Source organism: Streptomyces sp. NPDC051310 (assembly GCF_044455245.1).
Lineage (GTDB): Bacteria > Actinomycetota > Actinomycetes > Streptomycetales > Streptomycetaceae > Streptomyces.
In genome coordinates, this window is sequence record NZ_JBITEO010000020.1 from 51,110 (window position 1) to 74,968 (window position 23,859).

At 71.0% G+C, this 23,859-nt stretch carries 24 protein-coding genes and 2 pseudogenes; 7 read left to right on the top strand and 19 right to left on the bottom strand.

Features of this window, described 5'->3' with window-relative positions; translation table 11 throughout:
* Window positions 1-4: 4 nt before the first annotated feature.
* The 8 genes from ACIA79_RS25595 to ACIA79_RS25630 form a co-directional block, all read right to left on the bottom strand.
* Complete coding sequence (locus tag ACIA79_RS25595; RefSeq protein WP_399430668.1) at window positions 5-919, bottom strand: NAD-dependent epimerase/dehydratase family protein; 915 nt, start codon at window positions 917-919, stop codon at window positions 5-7.
* The gene (locus ACIA79_RS25600) at window positions 916-2,115 is read right to left on the bottom strand and encodes a cytochrome P450 (protein WP_399430669.1); all 1,200 of its coding nucleotides are present in this window, start codon (window positions 2,113-2,115) and stop codon (window positions 916-918) included. Before ACIA79_RS25600 ends, ACIA79_RS25595 begins: the two co-directional genes overlap by 4 nt.
* Window positions 2,112-2,888, bottom strand: coding sequence for a glycosyltransferase (locus tag ACIA79_RS25605; RefSeq protein ID WP_399430671.1), 777 nt, complete (start codon window positions 2,886-2,888; stop codon window positions 2,112-2,114). The genes ACIA79_RS25600 and ACIA79_RS25605 overlap by 4 nt, the downstream gene beginning before the upstream one ends.
* The gene (locus tag ACIA79_RS25610) at window positions 2,885-4,408 is read right to left on the bottom strand and encodes a class I adenylate-forming enzyme family protein (RefSeq protein ID WP_399430672.1); all 1,524 of its coding nucleotides are present in this window, start codon (window positions 4,406-4,408) and stop codon (window positions 2,885-2,887) included. The genes ACIA79_RS25605 and ACIA79_RS25610 overlap by 4 nt, the downstream gene beginning before the upstream one ends.
* Window positions 4,408-5,148: a glycosyltransferase family 2 protein gene (locus ACIA79_RS25615; RefSeq protein ID WP_399430673.1), complete on the bottom strand. Its 741-nt coding sequence runs from the start codon at window positions 5,146-5,148 to the stop codon at window positions 4,408-4,410. Before ACIA79_RS25615 ends, ACIA79_RS25610 begins: the two co-directional genes overlap by 1 nt.
* Window positions 5,145-6,092 (bottom strand): 3-oxoacyl-ACP synthase III family protein, encoded by a 948-nt coding sequence (locus ACIA79_RS25620; protein ID WP_399430674.1) that lies wholly within the window; start codon window positions 6,090-6,092, stop codon window positions 5,145-5,147. Before ACIA79_RS25620 ends, ACIA79_RS25615 begins: the two co-directional genes overlap by 4 nt.
* A 389-nt stretch (window positions 6,093-6,481) precedes the next feature.
* Window positions 6,482-7,174, bottom strand: a complete 693-nt coding sequence (locus ACIA79_RS25625) for a hypothetical protein (protein WP_399430675.1) — start codon at window positions 7,172-7,174, stop codon at window positions 6,482-6,484.
* A complete protein-coding gene (locus ACIA79_RS25630; RefSeq protein ID WP_399430676.1) occupies window positions 7,165-7,329 on the bottom strand; it encodes a hypothetical protein in 165 nt (54 codons plus the stop codon). Before ACIA79_RS25630 ends, ACIA79_RS25625 begins: the two co-directional genes overlap by 10 nt.
* A gap of 60 nt (window positions 7,330-7,389) precedes the next feature.
* Between ACIA79_RS25630 and ACIA79_RS25635 the strand changes: the two genes are divergently transcribed.
* Together ACIA79_RS25635 and ACIA79_RS25640 are read left to right on the top strand one after the other, a co-directional pair.
* Window positions 7,390-7,836: a hypothetical protein gene (locus ACIA79_RS25635; protein ID WP_399430677.1), complete on the top strand. Its 447-nt coding sequence runs from the start codon at window positions 7,390-7,392 to the stop codon at window positions 7,834-7,836.
* A gap of 511 nt (window positions 7,837-8,347) precedes the next feature.
* The gene (locus ACIA79_RS25640; protein WP_399430678.1) at window positions 8,348-8,959 is read left to right on the top strand and encodes a hypothetical protein; all 612 of its coding nucleotides are present in this window, start codon (window positions 8,348-8,350) and stop codon (window positions 8,957-8,959) included.
* Window positions 8,960-9,231: 272 nt separating this feature from the next.
* On the opposite strand, the gene ACIA79_RS25645 is transcribed toward ACIA79_RS25640, so the two are convergent.
* Complete coding sequence (locus ACIA79_RS25645; protein WP_399430679.1) at window positions 9,232-10,734, bottom strand: hypothetical protein; 1,503 nt, start codon at window positions 10,732-10,734, stop codon at window positions 9,232-9,234.
* 795 nt (window positions 10,735-11,529) lie between these two features.
* Between ACIA79_RS25645 and ACIA79_RS25650 the strand changes: the two genes are divergently transcribed.
* The 3 genes and pseudogenes from ACIA79_RS25650 to ACIA79_RS25660 all read left to right on the top strand — a co-directional run bounded on the left by ACIA79_RS25650 (window position 11,530) and on the right by ACIA79_RS25660 (window position 14,596).
* Window positions 11,530-12,213 (top strand): TetR-like C-terminal domain-containing protein, encoded by a 684-nt coding sequence (locus ACIA79_RS25650; protein WP_399430680.1) that lies wholly within the window; start codon window positions 11,530-11,532, stop codon window positions 12,211-12,213.
* A 309-nt stretch (window positions 12,214-12,522) separates the two neighbouring features.
* On the top strand, window positions 12,523-13,749 hold the full coding sequence (locus ACIA79_RS25655; protein WP_399430681.1) for an SUKH-4 family immunity protein: 1,227 nt from the start codon (window positions 12,523-12,525) through the stop codon (window positions 13,747-13,749).
* 214 nt (window positions 13,750-13,963) lie between these two features.
* Window positions 13,964-14,596: pseudogene (locus tag ACIA79_RS25660) on the top strand (HNH endonuclease family protein).
* 262 nt (window positions 14,597-14,858) lie between these two features.
* Here the strand turns inward: ACIA79_RS25660 and ACIA79_RS25665 are convergent.
* Both ACIA79_RS25665 and ACIA79_RS25670 read right to left on the bottom strand, forming a co-directional pair.
* The gene (locus ACIA79_RS25665) at window positions 14,859-15,104 is read right to left on the bottom strand and encodes a hypothetical protein (RefSeq protein WP_399430682.1); all 246 of its coding nucleotides are present in this window, start codon (window positions 15,102-15,104) and stop codon (window positions 14,859-14,861) included.
* A gap of 16 nt (window positions 15,105-15,120) precedes the next feature.
* Entirely contained in the window at window positions 15,121-15,474 is a 354-nt protein-coding gene (locus ACIA79_RS25670) for a hypothetical protein (RefSeq protein ID WP_399430683.1), read from the bottom strand.
* Between the two features lie 264 nt (window positions 15,475-15,738).
* Between ACIA79_RS25670 and ACIA79_RS25675 the strand changes: the two genes are divergently transcribed.
* On the top strand, window positions 15,739-16,479 hold the full coding sequence (locus ACIA79_RS25675; RefSeq protein ID WP_399430684.1) for a class I SAM-dependent DNA methyltransferase: 741 nt from the start codon (window positions 15,739-15,741) through the stop codon (window positions 16,477-16,479).
* Window positions 16,480-16,525: 46 nt separating this feature from the next.
* On the opposite strand, the gene ACIA79_RS25680 is transcribed toward ACIA79_RS25675, so the two are convergent.
* The 6 genes and pseudogenes from ACIA79_RS25680 to ACIA79_RS25705 all read right to left on the bottom strand — a co-directional run bounded on the left by ACIA79_RS25680 (window position 16,526) and on the right by ACIA79_RS25705 (window position 22,557).
* Window positions 16,526-17,338 carry an IS5 family transposase gene (locus tag ACIA79_RS25680; RefSeq protein WP_399430685.1) on the bottom strand — a complete coding sequence of 271 codons (813 nt, stop codon included), beginning with the start codon at window positions 17,336-17,338 and terminating at the stop codon, window positions 16,526-16,528.
* A 137-nt stretch (window positions 17,339-17,475) separates the two neighbouring features.
* Window positions 17,476-17,727 carry a hypothetical protein gene (locus ACIA79_RS25685; RefSeq protein WP_399430686.1) on the bottom strand — a complete coding sequence of 84 codons (252 nt, stop codon included), beginning with the start codon at window positions 17,725-17,727 and terminating at the stop codon, window positions 17,476-17,478.
* An 829-nt stretch (window positions 17,728-18,556) separates the two neighbouring features.
* A pseudogene (locus tag ACIA79_RS25690) lies at window positions 18,557-18,685 on the bottom strand (transposase); the annotation flags it as partial.
* A gap of 165 nt (window positions 18,686-18,850) precedes the next feature.
* Window positions 18,851-20,890: a S8 family serine peptidase gene (locus ACIA79_RS25695; RefSeq protein ID WP_399430687.1), complete on the bottom strand. Its 2,040-nt coding sequence runs from the start codon at window positions 20,888-20,890 to the stop codon at window positions 18,851-18,853.
* 43 nt (window positions 20,891-20,933) lie between these two features.
* Window positions 20,934-21,878 carry an endonuclease/exonuclease/phosphatase family protein gene (locus ACIA79_RS25700; RefSeq protein WP_399430688.1) on the bottom strand — a complete coding sequence of 315 codons (945 nt, stop codon included), beginning with the start codon at window positions 21,876-21,878 and terminating at the stop codon, window positions 20,934-20,936.
* A gap of 127 nt (window positions 21,879-22,005) precedes the next feature.
* A complete protein-coding gene (locus tag ACIA79_RS25705; RefSeq protein ID WP_399430689.1) occupies window positions 22,006-22,557 on the bottom strand; it encodes a hypothetical protein in 552 nt (183 codons plus the stop codon).
* Window positions 22,558-22,593: 36 nt separating this feature from the next.
* Between ACIA79_RS25705 and ACIA79_RS25710 the strand changes: the two genes are divergently transcribed.
* On the top strand, window positions 22,594-22,764 hold the full coding sequence (locus ACIA79_RS25710) for a hypothetical protein (RefSeq protein WP_399430690.1): 171 nt from the start codon (window positions 22,594-22,596) through the stop codon (window positions 22,762-22,764).
* 115 nt (window positions 22,765-22,879) lie between these two features.
* Here ACIA79_RS25710 and ACIA79_RS25715 read toward each other — a convergent pair whose 3' ends face one another.
* Window positions 22,880-23,047, bottom strand: coding sequence for a hypothetical protein (locus ACIA79_RS25715; RefSeq protein ID WP_399430691.1), 168 nt, complete (start codon window positions 23,045-23,047; stop codon window positions 22,880-22,882).
* 367 nt (window positions 23,048-23,414) lie between these two features.
* Complete coding sequence (locus tag ACIA79_RS25720) at window positions 23,415-23,759, bottom strand: hypothetical protein (RefSeq protein WP_399430692.1); 345 nt, start codon at window positions 23,757-23,759, stop codon at window positions 23,415-23,417.
* Window positions 23,760-23,859 lie beyond the last annotated feature (100 nt).

Genomic DNA, 23,859 nt, shown 5'->3' on the forward strand with positions numbered 1-23,859 from the left:
GGCGTCACTCCAGGGTCGCGGTCGCCGCCGCGTAATCGCCGATCGTCCGACTGGGCGTCCATCCCCGGGCCTGGGCCCGGGACACGTCCAGGACGACGGAGTGGGCGAGTTGGTCGACGGCGTAGCGGGTGAGCGGCGGCTCGGTGTGGGGGCGCAGCCGGGCCAGCGTGTGGGCGGTGCCCGCCGCGGCACGGGCGACCGGCAGCGGGATGTGGCCGATGCGCGCCCGTACGCCGTGGGCGCGCAGGACCGTCCGGATCGCCTCGTCCCGGTCGTACGGCGCCGGGTCGGCGATGTTGTACGCGCCCGGCGGCCAGCCGGCGGCCTGAAGGCAGGCATCGGTGAGGTTCTCGACGGCGGTCAGGCTGAGGCGGACGCTGGGACCCGGCAGCGCGAGCAGTCCGCGGCGGACGCGGGACAGCAGCCGGGGCACCAGGTGCGGGTCCCCGGCGCCGTAGACCGCCCGCGGCCGCAGCACCACGGCGCCCGCGGCGAGCGCCAGCGCCTCGCCGGCGGCCTTGGTGCGGCCATAGGCGTTCAGGTGCCCGCGCACCGGATGGTCCTCGGTGACGCGGGAGCGGTCGGGGCCGGGCGCGTACACGCTGGCGCTGCTCACCCACACCACCGGCCGGCCGACGGCCGCCTCCAACAGCCGTTCCGTACCACCGACGTTGACGGCGTGCATGGCGGCCTCGGCCGGAGAGCCCGGCACCGGGTCGCCGACGGCCGCCGCGCAGTGCACGACGAGGTCGGCGCCGGACAGGTCCGGCACCTCGCGCGCGGCGTCCCAGGGAACGTGTCGGCCGACCGGCCCGGGGCGTCGACCGACGCACAGGACGTCGGCGCCGCGGGCGGCGGCCGTGGTGGCGACGTGGGAGCCGCAGAAGCCGCTCGCGCCGGTGACGGCGATCGTGGTCATCGGTCCTCCGGGGATCGACGGGCGTCGCTCGCCCGTACCGTGAGGGAGCGCCAGCCCGGAAGGGCCGCGCCCCGGTCGACGCGGGCGCGCAGGACGGTGGGGCGGTGGGGGGCGAGCGCGGCGAGGGTGTCGTCGAGCTGGGCGCGGGCCAGCCGCGCGCCGGGACAGGCGTGGGTGCCGGCGCCGAAGACGAGCTGGGCCACCGCGGGCGGAGCCGGGTGACGGGCGTCGGGCAGTCGGTCGTGGGCCCGCGCGGCGTGCCGTGCGACCAGGATCAGGCGATCCCCGGCCCGTACCGGACAGCCGTCCAGCTCCGCGTCGGCCGCCGCCACGCGCGGCAGCAGCGGGGAGGGGGCGGTCACCCGCAGCAGCTCGCCCACCAGGGCCGGGCGCAGCCGGTCGTCGGCCGCCTGCTCCCAGAGCCCCGCGTCGGCGCACCAGGCGGCGGCGCGCGGGAGGGCGGCGACGGTGGTGTTGACGGCGGCGACCGCGAGCATGGCCCGCAGGGCCGGCTCGGTCGTCTCGCCGGACACCGGGGTGAGCAGCGCCTCCAGCCGTGCGGTCGCGGTGGCGGCTGCGCGTGCCGTGCCCGGCCGCCGGGGGCCGGGCAGGTGGTCGCGTACGGCGGCCGCTGCCGCGGCGGCCGCCGCGGTGATGCCTTCGGGGTCGCCGGCCGTGTCCAGCAGCGCGCGGACGGTGGCTCCGGCCAGTTCGCGGGCCAGCGGTACGAGGTCGACGTCGCGGCCCGCGCCGAGCGGGGCGAGACGGCGGTCCAGGACGTCCCGCCACACCGGGCGCAGCCGCTCCACCCCGGCCGTGCCGAGACCGTCGGCGACGGCGCGCCGGGTGACGCGGTGTCCGGTGCCCTCCTGGTCGAACAGGGTGCCGCCCGCGGACAGTTCGCGGGCGGCACCGCCGGTGGTGCCGGCGGCGGTGCGGTCCAGCGGGATGCGGGTGAGGGCCTGCCGGTAGGGCTCGGTGCCGTGCACCAGGACCGCGCCGCCGACGCGGGTGACCGCGCGGCGGCGGGCGGCGGCGAGAAGGGCGAACAGCACGGGGTGGGAGCGGGTGTACACGCGCCGGTCGCGGCGCCGGGCGGCGCGAAGGGCGGATACGGCGGGGGCAGTGGAGGGGGTGAGAGCGGCGGAAGGGGTGGAGGGGGCGGGAGCGGCGGAAGGGGTGGGAACCGTGGTCACCTGACGTGCACCTGCTTCGGGTCGGCGGGTCGGTAGCGGCGGTCCCAGCACCACAGCAGGGTCCGGCGGGCGCCCCAGGCACGCAGGCGGCGCAGGCTGGTGTGCACCACCATGCGCTCGGCCCGTGCGATCCGGTCGCTGTGCTCGCGCGCCCGGTTGAGGAGGACGACGTCCTCGGGGGGTCCCTCCAGCGGGGTGCGGGGCGCGCCCCCGCAGCGCAGGTAGAGCGCGGCCGTGATGGCGAGGTTGTGACCGTGGCAGAGCACGTAGGGAGCGCGGTAGCGGGGGTGCCGGTGCTCGGTCCGGTAGCGCCCGTACAGCGAGGTCGCCCGGAGGACCGCCGGGAGGAGGTAGCGCTCGGCGGGTGAGGGGCGCTCGTCGCGGCGCGGAAGGCTGCGGCCGCAGGCCATCTCCGTCCCGCGCGCGAACTCCTCGCGCGCCGCGGCGATCCAGCCGGCGGCGGGCAGGCAGTCGGCGTCCGTACGCACGAGCAGTGCGGCGCCGTGCGCGACGGCGTACCGGAAACCGGTGTCGACGGCGGCGCCGGTGCCCCGCTCCTCCTCGCGGACGAGGTGTACGGGAAAGGGCGCGCCGGCGGCGAAGCGGCGCACGACGGCGGCGGTCGCGTCGGTGGAGCCGTTGTCGACGACGGCGAGGGCGAAGCCGGTGTCGGTCTGGGAGGCGAGCGCGGCGAGGGTCGCCCCGATCCCCACCTCCTCGTTGTAGGCGGGCACCACGACCCACAGCGGCGGCGCGCCGCCGGACGCGGTCACCCCCGGCTCCGTCCGGCGAGGCGCCGGGAGACAAGGCGGTCGGCGGCGAGGCGGGCGGTGGCAAGGCGGTCGGCGGCGAGGCGGGCGGTGGCGGCGCGGTCGGGCTTCAGGGAGCGGCCGGACAGCGGGATGTCCGCGAGCAGCACCGCGTCCGGGCGGGCGGTGCCCATGCGCTCCAGCGGTCCTTTCAGGGCCGCGCGCAGCGCGTCGCGGTCGGCCCCGGGGCCGGGCTGGACGACGGCGACCAGGCGTTCGTCGCCGTCGCCGGCCGGTACGCCCACGAGCAGGGCCAGTTCGACGCCCGGCAGGTGCAACGCCGGCTCGTACAGGCCCGGGTAGATGTTCTCCGCGTGCCGCAGGATCATGTCCTTGCGGCGGCCCTCCAGCACGATCCGGCCGCCGTCGAGGCGTGCCCGGTCGCCGGTGGCGACCCACGGGTCGGGGTCCTCGCCGAGGTAGCGGTCCCGCGCGGCGGGGCCGGACAGCAGCAGCTCCCCGGAGGCGTCGGTCCTGGCCGCCACTCCGGGAAGGGGCGCGCCGACCACATCCCCCTCGCCGGTGAAGGCGGTTTTGTCGGCCTGCTCGACAGCGGCGGCGGGGAACAGCTCCGTCAGCGCGTAGACGCCCCACGCCTCGTCGGCGCCCGCGCGCTTGACGCGGGTGAGCAGCTCGGCGCTCGCGGGGGCCGACCCGGTCCACACCCGCCCGCTGAAGCGGACGTCCGCCGCCAGCAGCCGCCTCAGCTGCGGTGGCGTCAGATAGGTGGCCTGCGGGGCGAGCCTGCGCAGTTGGCGGCGGAGCACCGGCGTGGAGCGGGCGGGCAGCGCGACCGGCGCTCCGCTCGCCAGGGACGGCAGGAGGACGAAGAAGGTCCCGCCCAGGACGGGCCGCCCGGCCTCGGGCCGTACCAGCTCGGCCACCGTGGCCATGCCGGCGGCGAGCGAGGAGCGGGTGTGCACCACCGCGCGGGGCCGCGAGGTGGTGCCCGAGGTGAAGACGATGACCGCGTCGCCGTCCCCGTCCACCGGGGGCGGCAGAGGTACGGTCCGGATGGCGCCGTCCAGGGCGGGGGCGCAGCCGGGCAGCCGTGGCCCGACCGTGGCCACCGGTCCCAGTTCCGCGAGGTCGGGCAGGGCGAGGCGGGCCCGGCGGGCGAGCGGCCGGGCCCATCCGGCGACCGCCTGGGCGGTGGCGTCGGCGAGGACGACGTCGGGGCGGGCCAGGGCGAGGCGGGCCCGCAGCACGTCCGGTCCGGCGCCGGGGTCGAGCACCGCCGCCCGGGCGCCGAGCCGGTGCACGGCGAGCATCACGGCCAGGGCCCGCGGCCCGGGCCGTACGGCGACGCCGACGGTGCCGCCGCGTGCGACGCCCCGCGCGTGGAGGGCGGCGGTGTAGTGGTCGGCGAGGTCGGCCAACTCGCCGTAGGTGGCCATGGTGCGTACGGCCCCGGTGCGCGTGGTGCCGAGGACGGCGGGCCGGTCGGGGTGGCGGCGCAGGGTGTGCGCGAGTATGTCGAGCATCAGCGCGGGTCCTCCCCGTGACGGCCCGGGCCCTTGTCGAGGTACCAGCGGGCGGTGCCGACGAGGCCGTAGGCGCTCAGCCGGCGGGTGGAGTTCTCCACGACCATGTCGCGGGCGTGGACGATGGCGGTGGTGTGTCGGCGCACCCGGTTCAGGAAGAGCCGGTCGGTGGGGGAAGGACGGCGCGGCATCCCGCCGACGGCTTCGTAGAGCGCGGCGGTGATGGCCATGTTGTTGCCGGCGTGCATCCGGTACGGGGCGAGGTAGCCGTGCCGGCGGTGGTGGGCGAGGCGTATCCGGCCGAAGAAGGCGGCGACGCGCACCAGCGCGCGGAAGGCCGCCCGCCCGAGCGGTCCGTGCTCGTCGCGGCGCGCGTCGATGCGCCCGCACACCAGGCCCGCGCCGCGCCCGAGGGCGGCGCGTGCGCCGGCCGTCCAGCCGGGGTGCGGCAGGCAGTCGGCGTCGGTGCGGGCCAGCAGCGTCGCGCCGTGCTCGATCGCGTACCGGAAGCCCGTGTCCACCGCGCAGCCCACCCCCTTCTCCGGCTCGTCGAGGACGTGGACCGGGAAGGGCGCCCTTCGGGCGAAGTCGCGTGCGATGGCCGCGGTGTCGTCGGTGGAGGCGTTGTCCACGACGACGAGGGCGAAGTCGCGGTCGCGCTGGCCCGCGAGCGCGTCCAGCGTGGCGCCGATCCGCGCGCCCTCCTGGTGCGCGGGCACCACCACCCACAGGGAGTTCACGCCTTCTCCCAGACCATCGTCATCATGCTCACACCGCCGCCCAGGCCCACGAAGAGGACCCGGTCGCCGGCGCGCAGCCGCTCGTGGACGCGGTCGAGCTGCACGCCCAGCGTGGCGCTGGCCATGTTCCCGAGCTCGGGGACGGTGACGACGAGGCGGTCCCGGGGGACGCCGGTGAGCTCCACGAACCGCTCCAGGTACGGCACGGTGACCTGGTGCACCAGGATGTGCCGGAAGTCGCTCCACGCCAGTCCGGTGCGCTGGCGCATCCGGTCGAGCACCGACGTGCCGACCTTCTCGAACACCTCGCGCAACTCGCCGCCGTCGCCGTGGAAGTAGGTGTGCTCGTCCCCTCGGGGGTGGCGCGAACCGCCGCCGAAGATGCCGCCGACCGACCAGTGCTCGGAGCGGGTCTCGGTGTCCACGTCGAGGATGCCGCCCCGGTCCACCGCCTCCAGGACGACCGCGGCCCCGGCGTCGCCGAAGGTGTAGCCGGCGAACCCGTCCCGCAGCTGGTCGGGTCCGCAAGGGTCGTTCCGCACGGCGCGGCTGGGCGTCTCCCCGGTGACCACGAGGGCCCTGTGGGCGCGGCCGGCGAGGATCATCGCGCGTGCCGTGTCGATGCCGTTGACGAAGCTGTTGCAGGCGTTGGTCACGTCCAGCGCGTGCGCCCGGGAGCCGAGTTCCGCCTGGACGATGTGCGCGGTCGCCGGTTCGACCACGTCCCGCGTGGCGGAGGCGAACACCAGAAGGTCCACGTCGTACGGGGTGAGCCCGGCCCTCTCCAGTGCGGTGCGGGCCGCCCGTACCGCGAGCGTCGAGGCGTACTCGTCCTCCGCGGCCGCCCGACGTGAGGCGATGCCGGTGGCCCGTTCGAGCAACCGCGCCGGCAGGGACAGCCCGGAGGCCGCGGCGATCCGCTCCTGCAGCTGCCGGGACGTCACTTCGCGGTCCGGCAGGCAAGAGGCCACTGCCGTGATGCCCACCCGGCGCGCCGGACTGTGGGCAGAGTGGTCTATGTGCATGTGCTGGACGCTACGACCGGGTCCGGACACCTGCCTGAGTGCGCGTACTCAACCGGCATAGGTGAAAGCCGCGGTGAGGAGCAGCCTCCGTCACGCCCGAGGGAGCGGATCGCTCACTCCGCGAGCTTGTCCTTCCGGTTGCAACAGCCGGACACCGGGCCCTGGTGGCGCTTACGTCGCGGGCGCGATGCCGGTCCTCCTCCGCGCAGCAGACCGGGCGTGCTTGTGTCGCGTCGGGACGGGCGGCTGCCGTACGGGGGCGGCGTCTGCCCCGAGCTGCCGGGGGCCGGTGAGTGCTCCTGAGGGCTTCAGCGGAAGGCGGGGAGGGCGACGGTGCCCCAGCCGAGGAGGACGGTGACGGCCGTGAAGACGACCGGCAGAGGCAGCCACTTGAGCACGGCACCCAGGCTCTTGCACGCGGCCACACGGGCGGGGTGCTCGGGGTGGTAGGCGACGTGGTACGTCTCACCGCGGACGCCGCCGGGGGCGCGGCGGAGCCTCCCGTCCGTGGCCGTGTAGCCGTAGGCGACCTCGCCGTGGATGAGGACGGGCCGAGCCTCGGCCGTGATGCCGTGGCGGGGCAGGTACCACTCGTTCCACAGGATCGCCACCGTGCGGACCGCCGTCCGGCCGATCGCCAGTCCGGTGCCGCCGAGCAGCAGCACCGCCAGCGCGCGGCTCACATGGTCCCCGGCGAGGACCACGCCCGCGGCGAGGGCGACGAGTCCGAGGGCGACCGCGGCCATGACGCAGCGGATGACGAGCACGGCCGGCTGCAGCGGCTCTGCCTCCTCCTCGCTGTCCGCCTCCCGGTTCGCGTCCGTGTCGGCGTCCCGGGGTGTGACGCTCACGAGCGTCGAACCGTCCACCCGGTCCTGGCCGGCGGGGCGTTCGGGCAGTGACCCGTTCACCGCCTCCGCGAACACCGTGCCCGCGGCGCGGCTCACGCCCTCGATCCGGTACAGGGTCGACTCGGTCCCGGCCGGCGCCGTCAGTTCCACGGCCACCACCCGCCCGGCCGCGTGCACATGTGCGACGGCGGCGAGGGGGATGCGAATCTCCTCGTGGGGCGGCGCATGCGCAGGCCGGCCTCGTCGGCGAGAAGCTCGGTTGCCTGGTCGCCCAGGAGGACGGGTATGGACGCGATGTTCGACATGCGTGCGATCGTAAGGGGCGGGGGTTCCCGGCACTCATCCCCTGGCGCACGGTCCCTGCTGTGAACATGGTCATCCTGGTACTCAGTGCGTTCGTCCTGGCGGGCGGCGGCCTTCTCTTCTTCGGCCTGCTGTGCGTCAGCGGCGAGAAGAGCGAGCTCAGTGCGGCGAGGGAACTGGAGGAGACGGGCGTCGAGGTCCCCGCGGTCCTCGTCGCGCTGGAGCCGCTGGTCCGCACCGACACCCTGCGCGCCCATTACGAATACACGACGGCGGGCGGCTCGCGGGCCCGGCACACGAAGGGCGTCAGCCCCAACCCCCTGCACGTCGTGGGTGATACGTTTCCGCTGGTGCGGCTGCCGCGCGTCGCGCAGAAGGTCCACATGGGCACGATGGCCGCGGTGCGCAAGGAGCGCCGGGAGAGGTACCTCCGCCATGCCGTGTGGATGGTGATCGCTGGCTTCACGGCGTGCACGCTGGCCGTGACGGGTCTCGTCCTCGTCCCCTGACCTCGCCCTCCGTCGAGGTCACGGCCGCGTGCCGCCGCCCGGCCGCCGCTCTTCGGGGCTGCTGCGGCGGCCGGCTCCGACGGCATGGAGAGCGACCCGCATGCGCGTCGTGACCCGTTCTGAAGAACCAGAGCCGCTGACGCGTCCTCCGGAGCGCGAAGCCACCTGACAGTTGGCAAGCCGAAGGGGCCCCCTGGGCGCGCCTGCCTCCAACGAGGGCTTGCCCGGCACGCACGGCCGCTCGGTCGTCGTGTCCAGCCTGTGTCGACCTTCCCGTGAGTGGCGCGCAGGCGCCAAGCCTGAATCGGGGGCCCCGGATCGCATCGTCAAGTGCACTCCGGATGGAACAGCCCTGGACAGTGAGACCGGTAAGCGTCTGTCTTCCGCATGACCGCGTACGACCGATGACCCGTACCCCGTGCTTGTGGGAGTGCCGCACCGACCAGGCCCGGGCCGACCAGCGGGCCTCGCCGCGGCATCCACCCACGCACTCATCCACGGGGGAACACCCATGTCCATGCGCATCCGAACGAGCGCTCTCACCGCACCGACCGTCGCCGCCCTCGCGGCGGGCACGGTCCTCACGGCACCGGCCGCCGGCGCCGCACCGAAGGCCGCCGCACCCAAGTTCCTGTCGGCCTCCCAGCTGCCGCCGCACCCGACGTCGTCCTGGACCGCCGGGCCGGTCACCGACGGGTTCCCGGAGGCGCTCGGCCTCTGCGTCAGCACGGAGGGCGTGCCCGCCTACGACCACAAGCACCGTGAGTTCCGGACAGGCGCCGTGCAGTTGACCGTCGTGACGGGCACAGCCGCCCAGGCCAAGGCCCTGGCGAAGCACTACGACGACCTGATCCGCACCTGCGCCGACCGCATCGAGAAGGCCTCGCCCGACGTCGAGGCCGAGGGCCGGGACTACGGCAAGCTGCCGGTCGAGGAGGGCGCCCGAATCCGCGGCCTGCACACCGAGACGTCCTGGGGCGCCACCGACATCGCCCTGCTGTCGGTCGGGCAGGACGGCAGGACCGTCACCGTCGTGGGGTGGGGACAGATGGGCGACTTCGAAGACGCGCCCGTAGCCGCCTTCAAGAAGACCACGACCACAGCCGTCGCCAAGCTGTACTGACCGGCGGCCACCGGAAAGGGCCGGGGCCGTCCTTCCGCCACGGGGGTCGGAAGGACGGCCCGGTATCGGTCGTGACCCGGGGCTGGACCGTCGTACTTCGGCCGAGCTTCCCCGGGGCGCCTTGCCCGGGGGACCGCCGCCCCGGCCCTTCGCCGCGTACGCAGGGATCGGGAGTCGGCCATCGGCACATCGTCCGATCTCCGGCGGTCAGGATCCGCCCGCGTACACGTACCGGCTACCCCGTCATACAGGAGCGGACCCGTGACTTACGGTCACGGGCAGCCGGCCTGCGTCACCTTGCCGGCTTTGGCACCCACCGTCGCGGGGTCCAGCGTCAGACAGTGGCCGGTCCACTGGTTGATGAAGTAGAAGGCGCGCGCTCCGCCCTGCAGTTTCACCGGGATGACGTTCCACAGCTGGCTGCCGGAGGACCACCTGGTTTCGCAGGGCCACCAGAACATCTGGGTGCCGTATCCGGGCGGCGTCCCATTGTTGTAGGGCACGGTGAGGCAGGACCCGTTCCCCGCCTTGATCCAGAAGAAGCCCTTGCTGTCGTACGAGGGTGTGGTGGCGGTCCACTGGTGGCTGCTGGGCGCCGGGCTGGCGCAGGCGCGCTGCGTGACCAGACCGCCCTGACCGTCCTCGAACTCGTCACCGCGCACCATGCACCGGTTGGTGTGCTTCGTGCCGACGTACTGCTTGCTGGAGTTGACGGTCCACAGCGCCGAGTGCGATGCGAAACCGTCGCTGTCACGGTTGAGTTCGGCGATCACCGACAGGGGGGTGACGCCGGCAGTGTCGCTGTGCTGGTAGAAGTTCACGGCGACGTAGTTCGGGTTGCGCCCCGCGGCGGGTCGGCAATCCTTGTCGATGCGGGTCTTGAGCGCCTTGCCGTTGTCGCCCGGGGCCTTGTTCTCCGGATCGATCGAGCTCGAGTCGAACTGGTTCATGGTGAACAGGGGGGTCAAAGCCGTGTCGGGCATGGGGTTCAGCCAGACGGGATTGTCGTTGCGGGACGCGCAGCCGCTCGGCCTGCCGTCGTAGTCGTAGATGGTTTCCACCGTGCGCTTCCAGGTGTGCATGAGACGCCCGTACTCGACAGCGGAGCTCGACCGCGATGTGACCGGTACGTCGTCGGCCCATGTGCTCTGGAACAGGACCAGGCGCTCGTTACGGGCGACCATGTCGCGCAGGCGCGGCCAGTTGTGCTTGTCGATGTTGAAGCCGGTTTCCGCCGGCTGGAACAGCAGGTCCTCGGCATCCTTGGCTTCCAGCACCTGGGCGACCGCTCGGGTGAGCTTCTCCCGACCCGTGTAGTTCTCCAAGAAGATCGTGACGACCTCCTCGCGGTTGGCTTTGAGGAAGTCCACGACCCTGCCGAGACCACCGGCGAAACTCTCGTAGCAGGCGATTTTGCTGTGGCAGAGCATGATGTGCTGGTACGGAGGATCCGCGTCGACGGTGACCTCGTGGGTGTCGAGCATCAGCCCGCGTACGCCATCGTTCAGTTGCTGGGTGATGTTGCGCGACTGGTTTCGCGCGGGCACCTTGATCGACGCGTCGTCCGCGTAGGAGTTGTGGGTGGTCAGCCACGACCACTGGTCCAGGCGGGCGTCCCCGTACTTGGTCGTGGAGGCTGCCGCCGCAGTCGTCGGAGCGGGCAGCATCGCGGCCAGGAACAGCAGCGAAAGCACCGGAAGGGCCAGTCGTCGCAGCAGACGGTGCCGATGGAAGGGGCCCGGGCGAGGCACGGCACTTCGGGCGTCGGTCGTCACGGCGCGAGCGCTTCTTGGAAGCATGTCGTATTCCACACGTAAGGCGGTCACTGGTGCGGGAACCGCGGCACCGGTGACCGGATGGACGGTCAGGTGGCCGGGGCGCGCGGGGCAGTTGGTCGGCCCTGCCCCCGGATCGCCTCAAGCCAACACGGTGGCATAGGGGGTGGACCAGGCAGTTCCACCGGCAGAAGTGCCGTTTGCATACTTCTGCCGGTGGGTCCGTCCCGGTCGGCGCTGACTCGGGGGTACGCAACAGGCCACCGGGTCGTTCCTGCCGTTACGCCTGCCCGGCCGGCCGGTGACCGCGGGGGCTCTCGCCGACCGGGTCGGCCTGGCTCCTTTGGCTTGGCCAGGGCGTTGGTCACCGCTCCAGGGCCGCGGCCCGGCTCCCCGCCGAGGTTCAAGGGGATGACCTCGTCGTTCGGGTGGGCCTACAGGTGCTCATAGACCATCTGGCGAAGGCCGCCGCGTTCCAGGCGCTTGATGGGCGCGGGGCCTTGCTGGGGGCTTTGTCGCGGGCCTGCCGGGGTCTCCGGCCCGGGGGCAGCCTCGACAGCCGGGGCCTTGGGCTCCGGTGCGGCCTCGGGGCTCAAGCTCGATGGCCGCAGGCGCGGCGTCGACCGGGGTGGGGGCGTCCGTCGGAGCCTCGGTGGCGTGACGGCTAGGTTCACCCCCGCGCTCGGACCTTCGGGTGCCGCTGCCCCCGGCTGCCGCCCGCCTGCCCACGGCCTCGCTGTACGCCGATGCCTCGCCGCGCCGTCCGGCCACCGTCCGGCAGTCTCTTCCGTCGCGATGTCCCGCCATGTCACCGGCAGCCGGCTGCTGCTGCCCGTAGGGGCCGGCCGGCAATGTTGTTCAGGCCGGCGCGCCGCTGTGCGTGTGCCGTCGCTTCGCCACCGTAGTGGCCGCCACCTGTCACGTCGCCCGGGAGATCATCCGCCAGAACCGGATTCCGACTACTACGTACAGCGCGTTGAGGACGTCCTGCGCCCTTGCGGGGGGGGGGGAGGGGGGAGAAGAGCGGCAGCGAGCTGGAGCAGACACCATCTACCGCCGCTGGTCCGGCAAACCCGAGCTGGTCTACAAGGCGGTGTTCACCGCCGCCGATCCTGCGGACCTGGCAGACCCGGGACGCTGGAAGACGACCTGACCGCGGTAGTCCAGTCGCTGGTCGAGGAGTTCCCCGCGCCGGCGTCGCAGCGGGCCTTGCCCGGCCTGCTCGCCGACTTCGCCGCCGCCCCGGAACTGCGCGTGACGATCCGCTCCCGGTTCGTCAAGTCGGCCAAGCAGCGGCTACCTGCGGTGTTCGACCAGGCGCAGCTGCGCGGCGAGACCAGCGATCCGCCGGTCGACCTCGTGCTGGACACGCTGGCCGGCGCTGTCTTCGTCCACCCGGGGATCGCCGGCGAACGCCCCGAACCGGATCTGGCCCGGCGGATCGCCGCGATGCCTGCCAAGGGGATCGAGTTCCGGTGAACGGCTGGCTGTGCACCGCGGGCGGCATCGCGGCGGCGACCACGTTCATCCACGCCACCGCCGGCGGCCACTCGATTGTCCCCCGCTCTACTCCGGTGCGCACCCGAACAGGATGGGCGCTCGGTCTGGCAGCTCGTGGGCGCGGCGCCGTACGACGCCGGCGGGCTCCTTGGTACTGAGGCGCGGGTGGCCATGGGGGCCGTGCCCGCAATGCGCGGTCAGCGTACGGGCCAGGGTCAGTGGGGCAGGGCTGTGTCAGTGGTGGCTCTTATGGTGGGGTGTTGCTCGAACTCAGCACACGGGGGGACCATGTCCGAGACCAGCATCGTCATGCCCAGGCACGCGCCGCATCCGTCGATCGTCCACGCGCCGACCCGCCGCGCCCTGGCTCCGGGGGAGCGGCTGGACGGCCAGGGCCTGGTCGGCTTCCGCCCGCTCACCGAGCCGTCCCTGCTGTCGGTCCGTGAACATCTGGTCGTGCGGGGCGGCAATCCGGCGCAGCTCGATCCGGACTGCGCGGAACTGCTGCTGATCGGCCATCTGATCGTGGAGGGGGAGGAGGGCGAGGAGGTCGTCCTCGACGGTGCCACCGGGCGGGTGTTCAGCATGTGGCTCTACGAGAAGTCGCCGGACGGAGCCAAGCTGTTCCCGCTGGCACCGTCGGTCGGAGCGCTGCTCCGCTTCCTCGGTGCGGTGGACGACTTCCGGGGCCTGCGCGGCAGGTTCGCCACCCTGGCCGGGTGGACGGGGCCCGAAGCGGTGCGTGCGGCCGAGCAGGCGCTGACCGCGGTGTTCACCGAGGAGGCGTGGGGCGAGGACGGCTGGGGTCCGGCGGGTCCGCGGTCCGGCTGGGACCAGCCGATGCCGGCGTTCTGGCGGATCGCGGCGGTGATCCGTCCGCTCGGCCTGATCGCCGGGCCCGGGCGGGGGCTTGCCCTGGCACTGCCGGAAGGCCTGCTGGAAGGGGCGTTCGGCCCTGAGAACATGGTGCGGCTGACGGACGACCAGCTGCCGTCGGCCCTCGTACACGCGCCGACGCGCCGTTTCCTGACCGACGTGGGTCTGCCCTCCGACGGGTTCATGTTCTACGGCCCCGAACCGGAGCCGCTGCTCACTCTCCCGCAGGATTGGGCCGAGTCGCAGAGCAACCCCCGTCACGCGCACCAGTGGCATGGCGACAAGCAGTTGCCGCCCGACGCGGAGCACCTGGTCGTGCTCGGCGGGCTTGTCCACGACTTCAGCGTCCTCATCGACGGCCGGACCGGTGCCCTCTTCTACACGGAGATCGGCGCCGACCACGTCGTCCCGGTCAACGCCGACCTCTCCACGCTCGCCTTCACGCTCTGGCTGCACCAGCGGGAGCAAGTCCACGACGAGGAGCACGACTTCACCCACGATTTCTACCACCAGCTCGCCGACACCATGATCGAGGTGCTGTCCTCGGTCGACCCGATAGCCTGCCGTCCTGCCGAGGGCCCCGACGACTACCGGTACTGGCCGGAGGTCTTCCATGACGAGGCGGGCGGCGTGCTGTGACGGCCCAGCTCCGTCCGGAGCCCGCCTGAGGCCTTGCGGCTACGCGGCGGCGAGCCAGAGTCCGTAGGCGTCGTCCGGCGGCGGCGCCAGCCGGGGTCGGTCGTGCCGTGCCGGGCTTGGCCTCGATGCGGGCGCGGTGGTCCAACGCCGCCCCCACAACGTATCCGTGGCCACTATCCCTCTGTATGTGATCTCCACACTGACGCGCGCCGCCATGGCCGCTGCACTCGCCGTCATCCCGCTGGCCATGTCTCCGGCCGCGCACGCTGCCGAGACGCTCCCGCTCGGCGCCGCCGTCGCGCAGCTGCCCGTCGCCGACGAATCCCGCGCGGGTTATACCCGTGACGAGTTCAAGCACTGGAACAGCGGCGCCAACCCGTCGGACGGGTGCAACACCCGTAACGAGGTGCTGCTGGCCGAGGCGATCGAACCCCCGACAGTTGGTGCCGGATGCCGGCTGACCGGCGGCACGTGGTGGTCGTACGACGACGCCAAGGAGGTACCTGGCCCATCCGGGCTGGACATCGACCACATGGTGCCGCTGGCTGAGGCCTGGGACAGCGGCGCCTCGGCGTGGTCCGCGCAGCGACGTGAGGCGTACGCCAACGACCTCGCCGCCGACACCTCGCTCGTCGCGGTCACCGCCCAGCAAAATCGCCAGAAGGCCGACCAGGATCCGCGCGAGTGGAAGCCGCTCAGCGAAGCCGCACACTGATGGTATGCCGCGGAGTGGACCGCGACGAAGCTGCGCTGGGGCCTTGCCGCCGACCTGGCCGAACAGGAGGCCTTCTTCCAACTCGCCACCCCGTGCGTGACCACGACGGTCACGTACGAGCCATCCCCCTGAACCTTGTCGGGGTGCCCCGTCCGTGCGCGGAGCGGAACGCGGGGGCACCGGCTGGAGCAGTCGGCTCACCCCTCGGCCGGCCGTCGCGGAGTGCGGCCGCGGGGGCACGTCGGGCGGCAGTCTTGTGTCGGCTCTTCCGGCGCGGGCGAGAGTGTCGATCAGCTCCTCCCGGATCATATTGGATCGATCAGGGATGTCCTGGTCTGTCGCCTGTTGGGTGGGCCCGCCGACCGCCAGGTCGACGGGGCCGGGATCGTGTGCCTCAGCTGGTGATCAATTGATCAGCATGAACCTCGAACTCGACATTGCCGTCGGCCGATTCCAGACCCCATGGCGTGATGGAGATGGTCACTGCCTGCGTGGCGGACGGGCTCTTGGCGTCTTGAAGGATGTCGCAGAGGACTTTGACCGTGACGGGATAGTCTGCGGCCGGTGTGAGGGTGTCAGCTACAGCCGAAGGCACGCGTTTGTTCTTCCTGGCGTCTGATCTGACCTCAGGCGTTGCCATGTTGCAGCTCGGTCCATCACCGGATGACCGAAATCTCCGGCAGCAGCTGCTGCCATTCGCCCAGCTCGGCAACGAGTACCCGGCGGGCAAGCCGACGGGTCTGAGCCCACCCCTCATCGCCGGACAACGCGCCCTTCGTCCCTCGATCAGCGTTCTCCGCACCGCTCATCTCGCTGAGAACAGCGTCGTTCTCCCGCAGGTCAGGCAGTACGCCGCTATTGAGGTGCCCTTCATCCACCAGGGCTTCGGCCATGCCGAGGGCATGATCGAAGTCCAGGGCGATCTCATCCGTCACCACGTCGTGCTTGGTTAACCAGGCAACCTGGGACGGGGCATCAGCGGCAAGCACGGCCAGCGACTCAAGCAACAAGCGCCGACGGAACAAAAGACCGGGACTCTCCCTAACGCGATCGTCGCACGCGTTACCTGCCCGAGTCTACGAGCAACATCCGGCTAAGAACTCCTAACGAAATGATCTTCAAGGTGGTTGGCTTCGGGACTGATGATCCGGGGTGCGGGGTGGTTTGGTCGAAGCCCTGGCAAGGCGACGACGAGTTGTGGGCGGTGCACGCTGCGCCGCGGAGAACTTAAATGCGTCGACAGCGCCTCTCGGCACCCGGCAAAGTGGCCAGCCGTGACGAGCAGTGAACTGTGGACCCGCGCGACCGCCGACCGCTACGACGCCGAGGAGGCCAAAGCGTCCTCGGCTGCCGTTCTCGGACCGACTCTCGCCTTCCTCGCCGAGCTCGCCGGAGACGGCCGGGCACTGGAGTTCGCCATCGGAACCGGACGCGTGGGCGTCCCGCTCCGGGAACGCGGCGTGCCGGTCGTGGGCATCGAACTGTCCGAGCACATGGCAGCGGTGCTGCGGCACAAGATCGACGAGGACACCCTCCCGGTGGTCATCGGGGACATGGCCACCACTGTCGTTCCGGGCGGGTTCACCCTGGTCTATCTCGTCTACAACACCATCACGAACCTGCTCACGCAGGACGAGCAGGTCGAGTGCTTCCGCAACGCCGCACGTCATCTGGAGCCCGGCGGCCGATTCGTCATCGAGCTGAGTGTGCCGCCGCTGCGGTTCCTGCCGCCCGGCCAGGTCGCGGTGCCGTTCGACGTCTCCCAGCAGCATCTCGGCTTCGACACCTTCGACCTGGTCGAGCAAATTCTCGTCTCGCACCACTTCACCCGCGACGGCGACGACGGCCATTACCGCCGCGAAAACTCCCGGCACCGGTACGCCTGGCCGGCGGAGCTCGACCTGATGGCACGGATCGCCGGGCTCGAGCTGGAACGTCGCGTTGCGGACTGGGATGGGTCTCCGTTCACCCAGGACTCCGCGAAGCACGTCTCCGTGTGGCGCAAGCCAGCCTGAGGTCGGCCACCGGGCCATCAACGTTGGTCGTGCCTGTCTTGAACTTCTATCGGGAGTTCAGGCGTCGCCAGCAGATCAGTGCACATCCGAGGGTGAGGAAGGCTTCGTGGATGTCGTCGCGGATCTCCCAGCGGATCCGCAGGCGGCGGAACCAGTGCAGGTGGGCGAATGCTCGCTCCACGACCCAGCGTTGCGTGCCCAGGCCCGAGCCGTGCTCGGTGCCCCGGCGGGCGATCAGCGGCTTCACGCCGAGATCCCGGACGAGGCGGCGGTACTTGTCGTGGTCGTAGCCGCGGTCGCCCAGCACCACGTCCGGGCGGCGCCGGGGCCGGCCTCGCTTGCCCCTCACCGGCGGTACCGCCTGAAGCAGCGGGATCAGCCGGGTGACGTCGTTGCGGTTGCCGCCGGTCAAAGTGGCGGCCAGCGGGATACCAGTGGCGTCGGTGATCAGGTGATGCTTGCTGCCCGTCCTGCCCCGGTCAACAGGGCTTCGTCCCGTCTTGGATCCCCCTTTCAATGCCCGTATGTGGGAGCCATCGACGGCCGCCCGGGAGAAGTCCAGGGCGTTCACGCTGCGGAGCTTGGCCAGAAGGACCTTGTGCAGCCGGGGCCAGACTCCAGCCTCGGTCCACTCGGCCAGGCGGCGCCAGCAGGTCATGCCCGAACCGAAGCCGAGTTCCTGCGGCAGATGTTCCCAGGCGACCCCGGTGTGCAGGACGAACAGGATGCCCTGGAACACCAGCCGGTCCGGATGCCGCCTTGGCCCGGGGTGCCGGGGCCGACGCTCCACCTTCGGTAGCAGCCGCTCGATCACCGCCCACAGCTCGTGGTCGACTTCCCACGGCTTCGGCCGAGCCACTCCAACCCCCGGATCGTCAGTCCCGGAGTGATCCAACCACCTTGAGGATCATTTCGTTAGGAGTTCTAAGCACGTTCATCGGCTCTGCCGCTGATCTTGTGACGCAATGCCTCCGCAGTCGTGTCTCAGCGGGCGGATCATTCGTAGAGGGTGGCTGCTTGAAGTGCCCTCGCCAGGTAGGTCCAGTCGCCGTCTGGTGGCAGTTCGTAGCCGAATTTCCGGTACCAGCCGGGGGAATCATCCATCCACGCTGCGAGGGCTTCAAGGAAGCGATCGAGGGTCTGATTTTCCCATGTGTGGCCTCGTCGTAGGTAGTCCTGGTGCAGGTCGCGGACGAAGGCGACCAGTTCCTCGCGGCTACGGACTTCGTCATCGGGAGTGAGCGGCATGGAAAGACCGTATCGGGCTGACGCCGCCGCCAGGCATCGAGGTCAATGGCCGGCCGGGTCCATAGCCAGCCCACTGTTTCGAAGGTCGTGCAGTCGGCCTCGGCACTCCCAGTAGCGTGCGCGCCCGTGTCGGAGGTCACCTCCGCGTCGATCTGCCTCTTGCCCCGACATCGGTACCCCACGAGCACGTCCACTTCCGTTTCCGATCGCAGGGCTACTGCGGCGATGCGTACCTATTCGGGAGCGGGCAGGTGAGGCGCTGCTGCGGCCGAACCTGTGACGGCGGCGAGGATGAAGAAGGCCAGGAGGAACCGGCCTGGAAAGCGCAGCATGGTGTCCCCTTGGGCAAGGCAGTGCTCCTTCTCACAAACACACCGGGAAGGCCCACATCGTTCCCCGTGCGTCTGCTTGCCGGGGGTGGTGCCCGCGGGGACGCATGGGTAGAACTGGGCTGGCATCAGGTCGCCACTGTCGGCATCCGACGGTGGCGCGGACAGGTCAGGCGGGGTGAGCGGCATCCAACCGGCGCCCGCCGCCCCGGCCGCGACGCGACGTCGAGTCCCGGAAGCCCGGGAGGCCGGTCCATCGCCGCCATCGCCGCGACCACGGCGTCAGCCGCGGCGCGCTCCGTACGGCCGTCGCCGACCTCATGCCCGACCACACCCGGCGACGAGAAGCCGACCCCAAAGAGTCATTCCGGTCCCAACACAATGAGGCCGTGTCACCAGCAGGCGATGCACTGGGTGAGGTCTTCCGACAGGAAGATCGTGACGTCCCCTGCGATCCGGTGGCCGTCGCCATGGAGACCCGAGATGTTCCTGCAGCTTGCCCACCGGCGGAAGCGGGTGTGCAGCGTGGCCCAGGGGCCGTACCGCTCGGGCACGTCCCGCCAGGCCGAGCCGGTCTGAAACTTCCACACGATCCCGTTGAGGACCGTCCGGTCGTCCAGCCGTCTGCGGGCCTCGCTCGGGCCGGGGCAGCAGTGGCTGCATGAACGCCCGCTCGGCACCGGACAGTTCATGGCGGCGTATCACCCGACCGTGATCCCCGACCGAACATCATTTGACGACAGACCCTGTGGCGTACTGCCGATCACCGCCCACTTCCGGAGCCACGCCGCCGGTCAGGAGATGCACCATGCGAAGGCGTAGGGCTGTGGGAAGCGGGTGATGCGGTGGGCGCGGACGATGACCGCGACCTCTCCGGCGGGAATGTCGCCCCACTGGACCTGCTCGACGTTGTTGATGCGGTCGAACCCGTCGGATGTGCCCATGTTTCCATGGCGCTCACGGCCGTCGGCGGCCCGGACGACGAGGTCGAGGTCGTTCTGCAGGGCCGCGCCGGGAGGGTCCGTCCAAACCAGCGTGACCTTGAACGTCGGCTCCTGGCCCCCGTCCCGCTCCCGGATCCTTATACGCAGCAGCTCCTCTTCGTCCTGGTCCAGCGGGCCGCCCTCGTGGAAGCCCACACGCTCGTCGTCTCCGGGGAGGACCACCGAGCGGGAGAGGTCGACGCGGCCGAAGCCGGAGTCGTTGTTGGGCGACGTACCCGCCTCCGAGGGGGTGTACTGCCCTCGGAGTTCGACCGCGCCGTTGATCAGCATGGCTTTGATGAGCGCCGCGCTCGGTCGCGGGGTGCCGTTCTTCACCAGGGTCTCGCGCAGTACCGCCACGCAGCCGGCGACCAAGGGGGTGGCCATGCTGGTGCCGCTCAGGAAGCAGAACTCCGGGTCCGCGGAGGCGCCGAAGGGGTCACCGGGCAGGCTCGCCGCGGCATGTGACAGCGCGGAGAGGATCGAGGTGCCCGGTCCGACGACGTCCGGCTTGATCCGGCCTTCCCGGGTCGGCCCGCGGTTACTGAAGGCGGCCATTCCGTCCGGGTTGTCCGCCTGCCGGTCGTCGCGGATCGGGTTGACGGGGAAGTCCCGGCCCCAGAGTTGGCCATAGGTGGAGCGGATTCCCGGGCGGTCGTTCTCGCTGGCACCGACGGTGATGCAGTTCTTGGCCGCCCCTTCCGATCCGACGTCCCCCAGGTTGACACGGCCGTCACGGTCCCGGTCATTGCCGTCGTTGCCCGCCGCGAAGCAGATCACGAGGTCCTGGTTGTTCCAGACCATGTCGTCGATCTCGAACGCGCTCCTGTCGTACGGCAGCCCCGGCTCGACCGAGCCCCAGGAGTTGGTGTGCACGCGCGCGCCGTCGTTCTCGTAGGGAGGGGTGAAGAGGTCGCGCAGGTCGTCCGGGATTCCGCGGAGGTGCCCGCGAGGGTCCATGAGCGCCTGCAGCACCAGGGTGGCCCGGGGCGCGGTGCCCTGGACGGCTCCGCCCATCGCGGCGGACGTGCCGTTGCCGAGCACGGAGCCCGCGACGTGGGTGCCGTGCCCGTCGGGGTCATCCGCCCGGGTGGGCCGGCCGAGGGCGTACAAACGGGCGACCCGGCCTGTGAACGCGCTGTGCACATTCGTGGTGGAGCCCAAGTCGAAGCCGGTGTCGGCCACCGCCACGACCTGCCCCTCGCCTTGCTGCGGGGTGCCGTCCACGACCACGTCGGCGTGGAGGATCGGCCGGGCGACGCCGTTGTACAGACTCCGCTCGGGGACGGCTTCGACCTGCCGCACCTCGTCCACGGCCGTGAGCGCGGCCAAGGACTCCTCCGGAACCTCCACACGCAGTTTGTCGCGGGCCGGACGCAGGTCGTCCGGGCTGAGCCCGGCCGCCGCCGCGATCCGCTGCCGCACCTCGTACGAGCCCGGGTCGACATCGTCGTGGAGGACGATGTCGACGGTGCGCGTCCCCGAAGCCAGGGCGTCGGCGGGTGCCCGAAGGACCGAGATGTCCGGTCGCAGCCCTTCCCCGCGCAGCGAAGGCGCGATCTTGAAACCTTCGAGATACACGTCCGCCCAGGTCACGAAGGGCAGGTCGCGGAGCGCGTCCAGGTCGGACGGCTGATAGCCGCACAGATACGTGTTCTCCGGCACGTATTCGTGGATAACCACGTCCATCTGCGCCAGTTGTTCCTTTTCCTCGGCGGAGAGGGCGTGGTCCGTCTGGACGAGCAGGTAGTTGGACTGGGAGGCGTCCTCGGCGATCAGGGATGCGTCGGCCAACTCGTCTCGCTGGGCCAGCGGGTCGACCGTCACCTCGTTGATGGTGATGCGAGCCATTGCTTGAGCTCCGTATTCCGTATGCTCCGTCTTTCAGGAGTTTTCAGGCGATGGTGAGGTCCATGACGACGGGGCAGTGGTCGGACGCCTTGGGCTTGTCCGTTCCGACGCCCGGGAACCGCGGCCCGGTGTAACGGGTCGCTCGCAGCGGCATACCCTTGCGGACGATTTCGGGCACCGACTCCGCGGACGCCTCGGCGAGGGACGCCGAGGGGAGCAGGTAGTCGAGTTGCCGGTATTCGTTGCCGCCTTTGAAGAAGTGGGTCCACTGGTCGGTCTCGGGGAGGCGGGTCACCACGTTCTCGACCTGGTCCCATACGACGAGGCCGTCGACGCCGGAGCTGCCGTCCGGACCGAGGTAGTCGTTGAGGTCGCCGAGGATGACGAACGGATGGTCTCCGGGAGAGGCGGTTCCGAAGCGCCCGGTGACGAGTTCCTTCACCTTCGTGGCCTGGCGCTGCCTCTTTCCCCGGGTTTCGGGGCGCCCGCCCATCATGGACTTGAAGTGGTTGACGAAGAGCGTCACGGTCGTGCTCTTCGATTCGCTCTCCCTGACCTCGACATCGACTTCGAGGCAGTCCCGCGAGAACAGCGTCGCACTCGGACCCCCGGGGTCCATCAGATGCTGGTGCGAGCGGATGCGGGTGATGGGGAGCTTGGACAGCACGGCGACGTCGATGAGGCGTGGATCGTTGCCGTCCACTCCCGCGACGTAGGGATATTCGGCACGCCCACCGAGGGCCTGTGCCCGGAAGTGCTTCAGGGTGTCGACGTTCTCGACCTCCTGGAGAGCGAGCACATCCGCGTGGATCTCACGCACCGCAGCTGCCGTGATGGCCTTGTCGTCGACACCCAACTCCTCGAACTGGGTCTGCTCGACGACCCAGCCGCGTGTGTTCGCGGTAGCGGGGTTGACACCGTCCCTGAATCGCCAGCGGGCGAAGAGGTTTTCGACGTTGAAGGTTGCCAAACGCAATGTCGTGGACATGAGCCCTCCTACGACCGGATCGCAGTCCCGGCACCCCCGGGGCTATGTGGAGGGCTACCCGTGCGAGGGCCGACGGCATCCGGAGCCTTGTACCGCCCCCGACCCGGTCCACGGGCAAGCCCGTGGGTCATATGACCAGTGTCCGCCTGGCCGGGGGCCGCGGCAAGACTCGCCCACGGCCGCCGCGCTGCGGCTTGATGGGCTTCAGCGCGGCATCGGAAAGGTGGCTTTCCTTGCCGATCGGCGCCATGGGGTGGGAGGTGCCCGCGTAGGCCTTCTCGTTGAACCAGCAATACTTGACGGGTGAGTTGTTGACCCACGCACATCCCGTCTGTCCCGGTGAACGTCCCATCGCTGGGCGGCTTGATCTGCTCGCCGACGCGGCCCGGCCGCGCGCGGCGCTGTACCCGTCGCCGAAGCCGCCGCCCGTCCGGCGCCGCTCCCGGCAGTTCCCCGGCGGCCGGCCGAACCCGTGGCGCTCCGTGCGGGGCCGCCGCTGGGGATGAGTGGGCGCGGTGTATTCCACAGTGAACGACACCCCGGCCTTGCGACGTTCCTTCGGCCACCGATTGGCGGTGTAACGCCAGTCCTCCACCGTCCGGTGCTCGACACCGACGTCGTCTGCGAACATCTGCAACGGCTCCGTCACCGTGAACAAGTCATCCGTGCCGTTCGGCATCGACCCACCGACCTCATCGGCTCAATCTCCAGCGCCATGTCACCCAGGGGTGAACTGCGCGCGGGCGAACTGCGCGATCAGGTCCCTCGCCTGGGTGACGAGCTGTTCGTAACACTGCGGGTGACGTTCCCCACCCGGTCGGCCACGTCGGTCATGATGACCACCGCTCCTGCCCGGGCCCGGCCCGGCCCGGCCACCACGGCGTGACCGGTCAAAGGGGGCGCCGGCCCCGGTCACCGCCCACGTGACGCGGGCGCGACACGCGGGGCAGAGCGTGAACGAGGGGCGCTCGAAGCAGCCGGTGCCCGCTTGACGCTGGAGGTCATGGCCCTTTCACGTCCAGCCGGAAGGACGGGCAGGTGTCGGGGTCGTCGTTCCTGTAGACAACGGTGCGCTTGGAGTCCACAGCGATCGTGAGAAGGTCCACGGTGTCCCCGCGGAGCAGGGCCTTCGGCTTGTCGAAGTGCAGCCGCAGCAACGGCGACTTCACAGGGCCTGAGGGCGGGTCGATCTCCCAGGTTCCCGAGCCGTCGAACGTCTCACCCAGTTCCTCCCGTAGTAGTCCCCGGTGGGCCAGTTCTCCACGGAGAGCGTGCCGCCCGACTGACGGGGGACGGTGGTGAGAGTAAGACGAACCCCCTCGGCGTCACGTTTACCTTCGTAGGTGCCCGCGAGATCGGCGCCACCCGCTTCCGCCGACTCCTCGGGGACACAACGTTCGAACGCGTCGGAACCGCAGGCGCTGAGCGTTCCCGCCAGCACCACAAGTGCCGTCACGACTGCGACGACACGAGGCGATCGGTGGGTCATGAGCTAATCACCTGCCGGGATGCGTTCGGTCCATTTGATCTCCTGGCTCACGGTGGAAAGGCGCCCTCATCCCGGTTGAAGTTCTCCAGCCAGTCGTAGTAGCCGACGTAGTGGAGGAACGATTCGTTACTGGTCGAATTATCCATGGTGTACTCGACTACCAGAGTGCCGTCGGGGTCCTGGCCTTGGACCTTGTAGCCCAGGGAGTACGAGCCCACGAAAGCCTCGCCCAAGTGGTCGTCGTCCGCTGTGACGATCGCGGGGATGTCCGTGAGTACCAATTTCTTCAAGGCTCCCAGCTTGCCGCCTTCGGAGATCGAGTAGCTGACGATGCCGTCGGTCTTGCCCTGTTCGCGCCACTCGGTGAGGGTGTCCTGACGCAGCTGCTGCAATGCTCACGCTGGACCGGATCGCCTCGGTCATCTCGTCGCCGGCTGCGTACTCGCGCTCGCGTGGGCCGTTGCCCGTCACCCAGTCCAGGCCGAGATCGTA